This window comes from Methyloferula stellata AR4 (assembly GCF_000385335.1).
In the GTDB taxonomy this organism is placed as follows: domain Bacteria; phylum Pseudomonadota; class Alphaproteobacteria; order Rhizobiales; family Beijerinckiaceae; genus Methyloferula; species Methyloferula stellata.
This window is the reverse complement of the sequence record NZ_ARWA01000001.1, coordinates 1,717,985-1,731,329: the sequence shown is the minus strand read 5'-3', so window position 1 is coordinate 1,731,329 and position 13,345 is coordinate 1,717,985. Positions and strand designations below refer to the sequence as shown.

The following is a 13,345-nucleotide window of genomic DNA, read 5'->3' as shown; positions in this document are numbered from 1 at the left end:
CACCCGGCAAAGCCCAACGGAGACCAAGGCATGCCCCAGTCGCACGGCCGTTTTATCTGGTACGAGCTGATGACAACGGACATGGAAGCGGCGCGCGCCTTTTATGCCGATGTGTTGGGCTGGCGCGCACGAGACGCTTCCATACCCGGGTCGGCCTATCAAATATTGACCGCTGAAGATTCTCCCGTTGCGGGGCTGATGAGCCTGCCCGCGGAGGCAAGTCGCGCCGGTGTGCCGCCGCATTGGATCGGCTATGTCGGTGTCGACGATGTCGATGCCGCCGCCCTGCGGGTCAAGGCGCTTGGCGGAATGGTGCATGTTCCACCTACCGATGTCGCCGACATCAGTCGCTTCTCGATCATCGCCGATCCGCAAGGAACGACGCTCGCCTTGATCAAATGGCGGAAATCCGGCGAAACGCCTCTCGCCCCGCTAACCGCGCCGGGGCGCGTCGGCTGGCACGAATTGCTCGCCGCCAATTGGGAAAAGGCCTTAGCTTTCTACACCGCGCTCTTTGGATGGCAAAAGGCCGAGGCCCAAGAAGGTGCGATGGGCACCTATCAGCAATTCTCCGCCGCGGGCGAGACGAGCGGCGGCATGTTCACCAAGCCGCCGACCCTGCCCTATCCCTTCTGGCTCTATTATTTCAACGTCACCGACGTCGAGGCAGCGGCTCAGCGCGTCGAGGCGGGCGGCGGCGAAATCCTCTACGGTCCAATGGAAGTGCCGGGCGGCTCCCTGATCGTCCATTGCACCGATCCGCAAGGCGCAATATTCGCGCTGCTCGACAGGCGTGTGCGCAAGCCGGTCGGCTATTACGTCCCTGGCTATCCCGACCTGCGCAAATAAAGTCCGCTGCGTCGTGCCCTGCGCAACATCATTTCGCGCCGGCCGCTTGGCCCTGCCCGAAAGGCTTTGCGCCGCGGCCGAGGACGAACTGACCCACCGGACCTTCGACATGGAAGGCGATCCCCGTCATCTTCGCGAAGAGATCGATATCCGCGATCCCGAGTGCGCAGCCGCCGAGCTCCATATCCGTCGCCATCAGATAGAGCGTTTGAATCAAGACGCCGACGTCCTTCAGAATGAGCGAATAGGCTATCGAGCTATATTTCCATGACATGCGGGCGAAGCGCGCAGCAATGGTGATGAGGATTTGCGGCGGCGCTGGCGCCCCCATCGTATATTGCGATCCTGTGAGCAGCGTATCGAGATCGTGCTTCTGCACCGCGATCGGCACCAGCGCATGCATGCCGGCATCGTAATGATAGAAGCCTCGCGCAAGGCCTTCGCATTTATCGGCCGCCAGATAGAGTTCGAGCTCATAGGCGGCGCCCGCTGAGGGATAGGGTCTGACCGCATGGCCGCCGTCGTCGAGGTCGGGAGCGGCCTTCAAGACCGATAAAATACGCGCAGCGCCGTCGAGAAACTGCGAAAGCTCGGCGAGCGTGATCGGATTCGCAGTATCGAACGCGCGCGTCGAAACGCGCCGGCGCAGCAGCTTTGCCAGCGGCGACAGTGTTGTTTCGGACGCCGTCGTGGCTTTGCTCAAATCGATCTTTTTGCCGGGCCAGCGGGGCCGCACGGCCGGCAGCGGAGGAAGGACATCGGCAAAGGGATAGGTGCCGCCAAGCGGATTGGCGTGCCGGCCTTGCGTGCTGCGCGTGTGGAAGAGAAGATCGTGGAAGTCCCAAGGGACGAGGGTCTGATCGCCCTCCTCCATCCGCAGCCCGTTGCCCCCGGCATCGGGCTTGAAAAGAATTCCGCTATCCAGAAGTAGAGCGAAAAGCTCGAGGCCTGGAAAATCCGCCTTAAGGCGCAGATCCTTGATCTGTTGCGGCACCGAGAGCATGGCTAAAGCAGCAGCTATCTTCGGATCGCAGATCTTGAACAAGGCGCCGGCGCGTGGCGACTCAAGCACCAGCTCGCTGCCGCGCCGTCGCATATAGGCAAATCGCGAAAGGACGAGACGATCCGCGGCGCCGATTTGCGCCATGCACGGCCAGTAACCTTGGACCTGCGGCTCGATGACGAGAAGCTCCTCGCCCGTCGCAGTGCACGCGAGGCAATAATTTAATAGGCCGCTTTCGGCGAGACGTCTGACAAGAAGATCAACTTCCTTCTCGATCTTTCGGCCAGTCGCCGAAAAGGAGGCAAACGGCAGACCCTTGCGGAGCTCTTGTGCACGTTCCACGGCACCTGCGCCGAAGCGTCCTATGCTTATCGGATAGCCATCGACATAAGCGAAGAGTTCGCCGCTCGCATGCACTTCGAGTCTTGCATGAGCCTGCAACCGCGCGGCAAGATGCACCGGAACGGTCCGTCGCACTCTCTCTGGTTTGGGAGCGCGCAAGCTTGGACGGCTTTCAGGTATGCGGAAAAATCGGATTGAGATCCTGTTCCTGGATCGGCTTGTCGCGCAATCCGAGTTTCACCGGCACGTCATAAAGCCGGCCTTGCGCGAAACGGCGATAGAAATGCCGCAAGTGCGGGACGATCACGCGCACGACGGGCACTTCGATGTCAGGCCGCGTCTGATCGAGCACAAGGAAATCGAGGCCGGCCTCTTTCGTCAGCGCGACGCAGGCGGCAACCTGCTCATGCGTGTCGAGATGGCCGAACTTCGCGCCGAGGTCCGGCTGCACCAAAGGAACGCCTCCCGGGATCAAATAGGGATATTCCTCGAGGCGCAAAGGATTGATGCCGTCGAGGCTTGATTTCTCCCCAGTCCCACCGCCCAGGAAGCCCAAAGACAGAAATTGATTGAGTTCTGTCAGCGTCCGCATCAAGGCGATGCGTTTGTCGAAATGCGCGCCGGAGCCGAATTCGATGTTCTCCATCCCGTCTTGCATCCAATGCGTGATCGCGATGAAGGTTGGAATGCCGAGATCGTTGGTGAGGTCGAGCACCCAAAGCCTTCGGCCAGTCTGCGTGAGCTGCTTGCGCAGGGCGCGGATATAGGAGTCGTCGAACTGGTCGAGATCCACTTCCGGCCGCTGCAATCTATTGTACCACCAGATCGCATAGGCATCCCGCTCGACCAGTTCGAGAAAGCCTTGGACGATTGCCTCTTCACGCGTATTGCCGGCCGCGCAGCCATTCGAATCGGCGCCGAAGGAAGCTGGCCCGCGGTAGAAGAAATAGAGAATGCTCGTCGGAAGATATTTGAAACGCCCGTCCCGCAAGGACCAGACCGGCGACCAGTCGATCTTGGCCGAGGGATCGAAGAGTTCCGGGGTCGCTTCGGGCTCCATCGCATCGGGCGAACGGTCACGCTCCAATTGCTCTTCGCTGTATAACAAGACGTCGTTGGGGGCTATGGCCTCATCGGGCGCGAAATCGATGAAACGCTTCTTGGCTCTGATCTCGTCGCCCTGGAAAATGCCGGAATAGCGCTCGATCGCCTCCATGAGCGCTGAGGCTTCCGCTTGCTCGGCTGTGCTGCCCTTGCCGTAGCTGCCGCCGCTCAATCCCGCCCGCAGCTCGTGAACCGACTCGGTCGGCCCCGAAAAATTATGCGTGGCATGATAATTCGTGTTCAGGGGCACATCGGCTTGGATCCGCTCGAGGCGCGAGACGACACCCGTCAACGGGCTCACGTGACGCCGGAAGCGCGCAACCGTGGCCGCGGGCGAAACGCTGCGGAAGCCGCTGCTCGTCATCACGCCCTTACCGCCCTTGCCGATCTCGATCGGCGTGGGTGCGCGGCGCGGATCGCGCAGCTTCTTGCTGCCGCACTCCGGGCATTGCGGGCGGGCTGCCACATGATGTTTGACGATGGTCGAGCCGAGAAGATCGAGGCTTACAATGTTCGTGTTCAAATCCGTGCGGAAATCGCTGGCGATCGCTTTTGCGATCTCCAAAGCCGCGAGCTGGATCGCGCTTTGCCCGAAGGAATGCTGGGCCAAGGGAGAGACGGCGATACAATAGGCATCTCTGCGGTCGAGAAGCGCCTTTATCTCGCGGTTCCGTTTCATCCGCTCGGCAATGCAGGTCCAGCAGGCGCCGCTTCCAGGTCTGAGCACCGGCCCGACCAGCGGGAAAATCCCGGAGGGCTGGACGAGCAGCCAAGGTGTGCCCTCCGCCAAATGCTGCCGGTTCACCTCCACCAATTCGGCTTCGAGGTAATCATTGACCAAGGTGATCGTCATGTCGGGCGTGCGCTTGACCACGCGAACGCCGAGCTCTTTCAAAGCGGCTTCGAGTTCGCTTGCGCCATCGACCTCGATCGCTTGAATGCGGACACGGCATTTCTGGAGATTTTTCTCGACCGTCTCCGGCGAGAGGCCGAGGCTCACCCAATAGGCCGCTGCGACGGGAGTCAAAGCGCGCGGCGCGGTCAGGATATAGCGGCGCTCAATGAGCCGTTTTAAAGCTTCGCGAATCGGCTCGGCCGGAAAATGCTGTTCCAGCTCGCGGATGATGTCGCGAAAGCTTCTTCCGCCTTCGCCGATCGCGACGGCAAGCGCGCAATAGAGCTCACCGTGAAGCAGAAACTTGCGGTCTTCGGAATAGAGGCAGACCACATCGGGTGGCAGCAGATAGACGGTGAAATTCGGTGCGAATTGCGCAATAGCCCTGTCGTTGGGCAAAGCGAACCCGTTCTCGCGATCACCTGTCATGAAGTTCGCACGCGCACCGTGGTCTATCCCCCGACCGCCGGTGCAAGCGCAAGGCGGCGTTTCTCAATCGGAAGGAGCCGGGCCCGGCCAAGCGCCATTGGCGTGGCTGGCCCCGGTCATGTCATGCATCTGTCAGCAATCGGAAACCGCGCTGCCTAGCAAGCGTGGCAACCGCCGCGCGATATGCACCAGCCCCAACCGCAACCGCCGCAGCCGCCCCAGCCAATGCCGCAGCCTCTCCAGCCGCCGCCGCAGCCTCTGCAGCCGCCACAGCCTCTGCCGCCGCAGCCCCGGAAGCCGCCGCAGCCCCTGCCACCGCCATGCCCGCAGCCATGTCCACAGCCGCAGCCTCTAGCCATCTGTATCAGGCCGGACTGCGTTTTTGCGAGGCTCTCATTATCGTACAAATGGAAGGTCGCAAGGCTGACGTCAGAAATTTCCTCGTCATCGAGCGTGAAGAGGTGAGACGGCGTGGTGCTCACCGGCACGACACCCGCGACCGAGCCTTCGGCCGATGCAGCGAAAGACATGCCGGCGATTCCGAGCACGGATATGACTTTGCTTGGTTGCTTTCTTTTCGAAGGGCGAGTCGCTTGAGACATAACAGAATACCTCCTCAAATTTCCTTGGCCAGACGCGAAAAAAACTAACGTATAGGCGTATTTATAGCGCTTTTCGTTCTCCTGTATAGCGGGCCTCAGCACGATTTTTTTTAGAGCGAGTGCGATCGCCTGAAACACAAGCTTTAACTGAACAATACCGTCCCGCGCCGTGTGGTTCCTTCATCAAAACTGTCGCCGACCGATGTTCGGTCAGTGGCCGCTTCTGGCGCATGCAGAAGTGCGAAGCCAGAGCGAACCAGCCGCGACGTTGAATAAAATTGTCTAGATAATTTTCGAGGGATTCATCGGTGGGCTGCACGGCGTACGCGATGGGATCGCAGAACGCCGGCGGCATTGACCTCGAAGACGCGGTCGGACTGGTGAACAATCGCCACTTGCCTTCCGCCGTGATCGCCAGCAAAGAGCGAGACTCTGACAGTACGATTGTCGAGCGACATCACCATATATTGATCCTCAATCTCGGTAATGCGCCAGCCTCCAATGTCGTCGCCAAGCCGCGCGGGCGCAATCTTGCCGGAAGGATCAGAGCGCAATAGCGCGCGGGGTCCCTTCTCATCCACGACCACACCCGACAGCGACACTTGCGGCGGAGCCGCGGGCGGTGCGGGCGGGGGCGGCGGTGCATCGGCGACCTTGGGAGGCGCGGCCAGAGGCCGCCGATCCGGCCTGAAAAGCGGCCGCTCCCGCGTTATCGCGAGGCGATCCAAAGACGCGACCGCTGCCGGATTCTCCTTGTCGGGCCGTGGCGCTTGCATTTGCGGCGTGGAGCCGTCCGCCCAAGCGGCCGGCCCGCACACCATGCCGGCAGCAAGAAGAACGTATAATGGATGAAAATGCATCAAGTGGCTCTTCTTATTCATCAGTGCGAGGTGCCGCCTTTGGAGGCTCAATCCACACGTCGCTCTGCTTGACACGTTCGATCAATTCCTTCGGATCGAACTTTTCGTAATCGGCGGGGATTTCGAACAGGCGCTTGTCCTGCGGTCCGAGCTCGATGGTTTTGATATCGATGCCGCTTCCGTCTTGGCTGCGGAACCTCAACAAAAATTTGAGCGCCGGATCTATCCAGGCGGTGATCGATGCCCCTTTAGGCGAAACAGCCCGGTATTTGAACGTCGCACGCCCGTCGAGCACCTCGTCGCCGAGCCGCTCGCAACGCCATGCGGGGCTTGAATCCGGTATGTCCGCGACCTTCGCCATCATCTGCCACTGCGCGCAGGGCGCGTCAGGGTCGACCGGCACCAGAAGCTGTGTCAATTGCGAGGACTGCTTGGCGTCCATGAATACGAATTGCGACGGCCGGACGAAATAGGAAATTTTGAGAGAGGGTTCGAGAATGAAGAAGCCTTGAGGAAGCTCAGGCGCGTCGATACGGACCTTGCCGCTCTCCACAAGAACCTTTCCTGATTTTTCGTCCCGGCCATCGGCATTGACCGTGACCAGATCGGCGGAAAACGATTGCGCCTGAGCCTGCGTGATGCCGTTAAGCGCTCCGAGCAGCAGAACGGCGACAATCTCCATGTGTCTTAACATCGGTGAATCCTCTGATCTTTGCATCCTATTTTCATTGCAATCATATGACGCCGACCGGCTTGAGACGGCCGGTCGGCGCTTGCCGCTTGAGATCACGCGCATGCCCGAGCGCGATGCGCGATCACGCTGCTATTACTCCGTGTAGGACTGGAGATTTGGCGCGGCCGCGAAGTCGAATATTTCGAACAAATCGTCGAGCGCCGGCATATTCGTCGGCACGTAGGGATTTGCCTTCTTCGCGGTTGGGTTGGGAAGATTGTCGCGGCTGCGGTCGGTGAGCGGCTGGAGGCCCCAATTGCGCTCGATGAACTTCAGCAGCGAGACATGATCCGCATAGTTGTGATTGACCGTGCCGCCGGTTGAGTAAGGCGACAAGGCAATCAGCGGAATGCGGGGACCATCGCCGAAGAAATCGAGCGGCTGGATGAAGCCCGAGTCGTAATAGCCGCCGGCCTCGTCCCAAGTAATGAAGACGGCGGTCTCGGCCTTGAGATGCGGATTGGCCTCAAGAGCATCGAGAAGGTTTTGCACATAGGCTTCGAACAGATCGATTTTCGAGCTCTGCGGATGTCCGTCGAGAAGGCCGTCGGGCTTGCCGATGGAAACCGCGGGAAGCGTGTTGTTTTGGATATCGGCAACCAGGTCCTGCGTGTCCTTGATATGGGCCGCGCGCTGCGTGGCATTGCCCATGATCGAGGTTGAGTATTGGAACGGATTGCAGATCTGGCAGTAGGCGACGCCGATGGCATGCGCCGGATCGTTGACCGCCGCCGCCGAAAGATTGGTCGGATTGCTCGGGTTGGCCGCGACTTCATCGTTTGCCAAAGCGACGGCATCATTATAGGCGCCGCCGAAATAGGCCCACGAAATGTTCTTTTCGGTGAGGGAATCACCGATCGTACGCACCGGCGAGGGCGGAATCGACCCGTTGGCTGCCGGGTTTGGCACAACCGTCCCGTTCGGCAGATAGCCGGGGTTCGTATTGTCCAGCATATAGTAATGGCCTTCCTTGCAGTTCGGCTCTGCCGGATAGGGCAATTTTTCGAGATATTTGACGATCGGGAGCACGCCCGGTTGCGTCACGTCGGCGCAAGCGCTGAAGTTGTTGTCGGCTGTATATTGATTGACGGTGCCCGGCTTTGGATTCGGATTGGCGATGAGATTCGACGGAGGCGTCGTGGCGTTTCCGCTGCCGTCGCTCCAGAAGCCCGCATCGCCGGTGCCGAACATGAAGTGGTTGGCGCCCGTGCCGCCCAGAAACGACTGATGGAAATTGTCGCTGATGGCGAAACGGTCGGCAAGCGACTTCAACAAAGACGCTTCCTCTTCCTCGGCGTTGAGGAAACCCATTTCATTGCCTTGGCTTTGGTTGCTGGCCGAATAGGTCGCCATCACGAAGGGGAAAAGATCATTGAGACAGCCGGTCGGGTTATCCGACGTGGCATTGGCGAGGCTGCAGTCTTGTTGCTGGGCCGCCTGATAGAACCGGTGCGTCATGTCGCCGGTATAATCGTCGTCATTGAGGTTGGACCCGAGCAGAACGAAAGGTCCCGGCGGCAGCTTGCCGGCGCCCGGCACGCGCGTGTCGAGCGCACCATGCGGCAGTCCGCTCGCGCCGGTCGTCAGGAGCGCGAGATCGCCGGGCTCGATATCCTTTTCGACGCTCGCAATCGTGGTGCTCGTGAACGGAGCGCCCGTTGTGCTTTGAGCCGTCGGCGTGCCGTTCGTGTTCGGCTGAGGCATCAGGTTCGTTGTGGTATTGTACAGCGTTTTGGCCTTGTTCGGCGCACCGAAATACCAAGCCGGCTGCGCCGCGACCGAATATTGTTGCGCGAGAGAGAAATTGCGGCCGGGCGAACCGTCCGCCTTGACGATGCCCTTGGACAGATAGTTCGAAATCGTCTGGCCTTTTCCCTTCGGCTTGTAGACGCCGAACGTATGATCGAGACCGCGATTCTCGCCGATCAATATGATGACATGCTTGATCGGGCTCTTGGTCTTGAAGGCGTCGGCGGCGTCCTTCGAGGAGCCTCCGCCATTTTTGGAACCTGCGGCGCCTTTGATGTCGCCGACGACAGAATTAATCTCGCTTTGGACAGCGCTTTGAATCGTGGACTCGATACCGGCGGTATCGCCGGCCGTCGAAAACAAGGACAGAGACAATGCAAGCGTCGATGTGCTGAGCGCCGTCGTCAATGTCCATTTTATCGGAAGAGAATGTATGACGTTCATAAGTATCCCCCAGGATGTTGCTGAACGCATGCTCGATAAATTGCGAACATGACCGCCATTATTCGTTCATGTATCGCATCGAATAAAATTATGTGGCACCGCATGCAGTGCGTTGAATTTAAAGCAGCGGATATTTGACGCGTCGGAGTGTCTCATCATCGCCGAATACCACTTGCAAATGATTGGCGGTATTTAAATGTGCATATGCCAGTATCAGCCGCGAAGAAGCGATGAAAACACGTGTCCATAAGGATTCCGAATCGCAGCTTATGTTCTGAACACGCGCTTGGCTTCATATCGGTTTGGTAGTCCTGAAGCTCGCCGTTCGGTACATGGGTCTTGCGATCTCAGTGAGGCCGTTTGGTGCGCTGCTGCCCTGTCATGGCAACGCCCATGGACCGCAGGTCGCTCACCGAGAGCCAAACGATTTGATCCGGCGGTGTTCCGATAAGCTTTTTCGTGACGCTCCTCGGCACCCCGAGCTCTTCGCAAAAGCGCGCCATGGCCCTCGTCGCCGCTTCGGTTTCCTCGGTTATCCGGCCCTGCTTGTCGGCGACGGCATGAATCCCAACACGGCTTGCATAATCGACGAATTTCTGATGACCGGCCGCGAGAACCAGAAAACAAGCGGAGTTGCACGCGGCAGCGCGGCCGACTGCCGTCAGAACCGCATGACTGCGAACGACTCTGGCGAGACGAATACCACCAAGGAGATTTCCGCCGGGAGAATCCAGTTGCACGCCGCTTATTGAACGGCCATCCAAATCGGCTCTTTGAAGCATATTTTCGAGAGCATCCGCGTCCTCGCGTATGATGTCGCCCCTGATTGCGATCCAGACTCCTTTCTCTGTAAGAACGGTCGTGAGAGTCGCCGCGCTTGCGCCCGTACTTGAGATCAAAGCACCGGCTAAAATTATCGCAGCAGCACGGTTGGGCACGGCCTTCTCCGGAACGTCGAGCCATTAGGTCACAGCGGCAATGAACCTATAAAAAAGACAAGCCAAAGGGATGGACACAGAAAAGCACCGAATGGCAGTTTGAGCTTTCCGAATCCAGCCCCGCGCCATTTGAAGGCCAATGATAATAGAGCCGCAGTGGTCGCAAGGCTGAAACAAAAGGGGATGGCTCCCAATGGAAGCCAGGCTCCCACGGCTGCACCGAGTTTAACATCGCCGAGTCCGAGGCCTTCACGGCCTCGAAACCCATCATAAAATTTGCGCAATAAAGCGAGACAGAACGCCGTACCTGCCGCGCGCAGAATGGAAAATGCGATGCTCAGCCACGGATTTGTCGAGTCAAAAGGATCGGCCGATTCGACAAGCGGTGCGGCGAGGATTCCGAGAACGATTGCCCCATAAGTGACGACGTCCGGTAACAGAAACGTGCGCGCATCCACATCCGCGCCAGCTATCATCAGGATGGCGAGCATCGTCGAGGCGACGGGGAGCGGCCACGGAAGATAAATAAAGGAAAGAAGAGCGGCGGCCCCCGTGCCGACGACAAGGATCGTGAAATTCGGACGAAGACTTGCCTCGAGCTGTTCAGCCATGATGGACATCGGGCTACGCTCCGCCCATCATTTTGTGACGACGCGAGGCTTGTCCGGACCGCCAACGTCTCTGCCGCTTATGATCGTCGCGTTGCTGTGCATCGTCGAAAGACCGGCGCGGAAGTCTTCCGCCACGTTTTGAGCATCCAAACCATTTCGAATGACCCGCGGCCGGACGAATACGATAATCTCCGTCCGCTGCTTGCTTCCGTTCGTATTGCCGAACAAATCGCCAATACCTTGGATCTGCCGCAGGAAAGGAATTCCCGTCTGCGTCTTGTCGTCCTCCTCACTCATAAGGCCGCCAAGCAAGACGGTTTGCCCGCTGTTTACAGAGACCGTCGAATGAACGCGGCGTTCCGATATGGTCGGATTGAGATTGGTCGTTGTAGACGTGGTGCCGCCGACGACCGCGGAGACTTCCTGCTCTATTTCGAGGTCAACGACGCCGTTCGCATGCACATGCGGCCAGACCTTCAAAATAACGCCGGTATCCTGCATCGTGATCGTATTCACGATCGTATTCGATGAGGACAAAACGGTAGCGGAGCCGGTCGAGATCGGCACCGAATCGCCCACTTGCAGATAGGCCGGCTGGTTATCGGTTACCACGAGGGATGGCGCCGACAGAACTTTCACACTCGTCAGCGACGATAATGCGCTCAAGATCAGCTTCGGTGCCGCCTGCTGGCCGAGCAGGACGTTCAAGCCGGGAAGGACTTGTGACAGAACAGCACTTGTCGGAGAGGCGGAAAGCGAGATCGAGCCGTTGTTGACGCCGGCTCCGAGATCGGTGCTGCCTATATAATATTGTACGCCATATTGAAGACCATCCGTCAGCGTGACTTCTGCGATGGTGGCTTCGATTGCGACCTGCAATTGCGGACGATCGAGTTCGTGCAGAGAGCGCTCGATAACCTGGTAATCGTCCAGGTTCGAATAAATGACAATCGAATTGTTGCTCGAATCCGCCGTGATGCGAACGTTTTGAAAGACGCCACGCGGCAAGCTGCCGCTGTCTTGCTGGCCGCCTTGGTCTTTTTTATCTCTTCCCGTAAAATCGTCAAAAGAGGTCACAGTCCGGCCGCTTGAGCTGTTTGTAATCGAGCTACCGGATTGAGAGCTCGATTGCGAACTTGCGCTGCTATTCTGGTTGGCGCCATTGGATTGGGACTGGAAACTCCCCGCGCCAATCGAGTCGAGGCGCGATTGGCCGGCATTCGTTCCGGGCGCCACTTGATTGGCAGCGGCATCCGCTGTCGCGCCGCTCCCGCGCCCGACAAAAATGTCATTTAAGATTTTTGCGATCTTAGGCGCGTTACCATGCTCGAGGCGATAGATGCGAATTGTGGTTCCGCTCGCATCGGAATGATCCAGGCGTTTGACCCATTGCGTCGCCTGATCGAGCAATTTCCGGTTATGCGTTACCGCCATGATGGCGTTCATCCGTGCGATCGGCTGGAAATTGATCAGACCTTGTCCTTGCCCGCCTTCCGCGGTCTCAAAGACGCGCTCCAGCTCATGGATCATCGTATCCGGCGAGGTCGACTTCAACGGATAGATACCGACCGATTGGTTACGAAGCCATTCGACATCGAAGCTCGTCACGAGATCGACGGCGCTCCGGCGCTCCTCCAAGGTGCCCTGCACCATCAGCAGGTTCCGTGTCGTATCCGCACGCAAGGCGCCGGGCCTGGCGAGGAAATTTTCGGCCATTTTGACGATCGTCGCCGCTGACGTGTAGCGCAAGGGAACCACGGTCACGCCAAATCCCTGCTCGCTGTGAAGGGTGATCCGACCGGAGCCGCCAGCCTCCGACAACGGGACGATTTTTACGAGATTGCCTTCGCGTACGACCGCCGCGTTCGACATGCGCATCACGCTCTCGAAAGCTCCGAACAGGTCTTTCCGAGCAATAGGCGTGGCTGAGGCAATCGTTACGTTTCCCTGAATGCGCGGATCGATAACGACGTTGAATCCGAGCGTATCGCTGAGAATCGATTTGGCGACAGTCTGGATATCCGCATTGTCGAAATTGACCTCGATACCGCTATCATCATTGCGGCCGGACGAACCCGGAGTTCCGGCTTGAACATCACCCGCTGGAGAGTCGTCGGCCGACCGCATTGGAACGTTGAGTTTGGGGTCTGTCCCAGGAAAGATCTGCGGCCGTAGCGGCGAGCCGGTCAAGAGAGCCTGGCCGCCCGTGTTGGCCGGATAATGTGCGACGAGGTCGGCATTACGGATTGAGTCGGCCGCGTCACCTGGCCCCACTCCGGCCATCTGGAACGGCGAATTGAGAGGCGACATGCAACCACTCAAAGCGCCCAATACGATCGCCGCCACGCCAAACTTCCGCAAGGACTGAACACGCAGCCACACGACGGCAATACTTCGCACTTGCACTACTCCCGTGCCCAAAACGCGCAACCGTCGAGCCTGAACACATCAAGACAAGCGCAGTCGCATTCGGGCGAAAAACGGGCCGTGCTATGACACTGATAAATGACACCGACGCGACATCGCCTGCGTTCATGAGCAGCGCATTCGCAAAAAAAATTGGCCACCGCTGAAATGAACTTGCGTTTTAGAGGTATCGCTTTACGCCCGGTATTGAATCTTCCGACGGTATCGCAATTCGAAATTATAAATTCCTGAATACCATGCACGTGAATCGACAAGCGCATAGCGACATATATGGCAACGCAATTTGCAGTGCATGTCGTGAAACTGACATCTCTTTCGGTCTAGATCGCGCCTGCGCTTTTCCATGCAGAAGAACGTCA

10 protein-coding genes are annotated in these 13,345 nt (G+C 58.6%); 2 read left to right on the top strand and 8 right to left on the bottom strand.

Features of this window, described 5'->3' with window-relative positions; translation table 11 throughout:
• Positions 1-30: 30 nt before the first annotated feature.
• Complete coding sequence (locus A3OQ_RS0108495; RefSeq protein WP_051116025.1) at positions 31-849, top strand: VOC family protein; 819 nt, start codon at positions 31-33, stop codon at positions 847-849.
• A 28-nt stretch (positions 850-877) separates the two neighbouring features.
• Here the strand turns inward: A3OQ_RS0108495 and A3OQ_RS0108490 are convergent, their stop codons facing one another.
• The 6 genes from A3OQ_RS0108490 to A3OQ_RS0108460 form a co-directional block, all read right to left on the bottom strand.
• Positions 878-2,329, bottom strand: a complete 1,452-nt coding sequence (locus A3OQ_RS0108490; RefSeq protein ID WP_244427116.1) for a SagB/ThcOx family dehydrogenase — start codon at positions 2,327-2,329, stop codon at positions 878-880.
• 37 nt (positions 2,330-2,366) lie between these two features.
• Entirely contained in the window at positions 2,367-4,622 is a 2,256-nt protein-coding gene (locus tag A3OQ_RS0108485) for a TOMM precursor leader peptide-binding protein (protein WP_020174955.1), read from the bottom strand.
• A gap of 155 nt (positions 4,623-4,777) precedes the next feature.
• A complete protein-coding gene (locus tag A3OQ_RS24830; RefSeq protein ID WP_200859995.1) occupies positions 4,778-5,152 on the bottom strand; it encodes a hypothetical protein in 375 nt (124 codons plus the stop codon).
• A gap of 374 nt (positions 5,153-5,526) precedes the next feature.
• On the bottom strand, positions 5,527-6,084 hold the full coding sequence (locus A3OQ_RS23475; protein ID WP_152428366.1) for a hypothetical protein: 558 nt from the start codon (positions 6,082-6,084) through the stop codon (positions 5,527-5,529).
• Between the two features lie 13 nt (positions 6,085-6,097).
• On the bottom strand, positions 6,098-6,778 hold the full coding sequence (locus tag A3OQ_RS21755) for a hypothetical protein (RefSeq protein ID WP_152428365.1): 681 nt from the start codon (positions 6,776-6,778) through the stop codon (positions 6,098-6,100).
• Positions 6,779-6,910: 132 nt separating this feature from the next.
• Positions 6,911-9,010 carry an alkaline phosphatase family protein gene (locus A3OQ_RS0108460; RefSeq protein ID WP_020174949.1) on the bottom strand — a complete coding sequence of 700 codons (2,100 nt, stop codon included), beginning with the start codon at positions 9,008-9,010 and terminating at the stop codon, positions 6,911-6,913.
• A 332-nt stretch (positions 9,011-9,342) separates the two neighbouring features.
• On the opposite strand from A3OQ_RS0108460, the gene A3OQ_RS24335 reads away from it, so the two are divergent.
• The gene (locus A3OQ_RS24335; protein ID WP_152428364.1) at positions 9,343-9,762 is read left to right on the top strand and encodes a hypothetical protein; all 420 of its coding nucleotides are present in this window, start codon (positions 9,343-9,345) and stop codon (positions 9,760-9,762) included.
• Positions 9,763-9,977: 215 nt separating this feature from the next.
• On the opposite strand, the gene A3OQ_RS23470 is transcribed toward A3OQ_RS24335, so the two are convergent.
• A complete protein-coding gene (locus A3OQ_RS23470) occupies positions 9,978-10,439 on the bottom strand; it encodes a prepilin peptidase (protein ID WP_244427115.1) in 462 nt (153 codons plus the stop codon).
• Between the two features lie 147 nt (positions 10,440-10,586).
• Positions 10,587-12,959 carry a type II secretion system secretin GspD gene (gene gspD / locus A3OQ_RS0108445; RefSeq protein WP_244427114.1) on the bottom strand — a complete coding sequence of 791 codons (2,373 nt, stop codon included), beginning with the start codon at positions 12,957-12,959 and terminating at the stop codon, positions 10,587-10,589.
• Positions 12,960-13,345: the final 386 nt, after the last annotated feature.

Bases quoted from the DNA above. Each gene is read 5' to 3' on its own strand.
- A3OQ_RS0108495 (WP_051116025.1), top strand. From the start codon at position 31: ATGCCCCAGTCGCACGGCCGTTTTATCTGGTACGAGCTGATGACAACG.
- A3OQ_RS0108485 (WP_020174955.1), bottom strand. From the start codon at position 4,622: ATGACAGGTGATCGCGAGAACGGGTTCGCTTTGCCCAACGACAGGGCT.
- A3OQ_RS24830 (WP_200859995.1), bottom strand. From the start codon at position 5,152: ATGTCTTTCGCTGCATCGGCCGAAGGCTCGGTCGCGGGTGTCGTGCCG.
- A3OQ_RS23475 (WP_152428366.1), bottom strand. From the start codon at position 6,084: ATGCATTTTCATCCATTATACGTTCTTCTTGCTGCCGGCATGGTGTGC.
- A3OQ_RS21755 (WP_152428365.1), bottom strand. From the start codon at position 6,778: ATGTTAAGACACATGGAGATTGTCGCCGTTCTGCTGCTCGGAGCGCTT.
- A3OQ_RS0108460 (WP_020174949.1), bottom strand. From the start codon at position 9,010: ATGAACGTCATACATTCTCTTCCGATAAAATGGACATTGACGACGGCG.
- A3OQ_RS24335 (WP_152428364.1), top strand. From the start codon at position 9,343: ATGGGTCTTGCGATCTCAGTGAGGCCGTTTGGTGCGCTGCTGCCCTGT.
- A3OQ_RS23470 (WP_244427115.1), bottom strand. From the start codon at position 10,439: ATGCTCGCCATCCTGATGATAGCTGGCGCGGATGTGGATGCGCGCACG.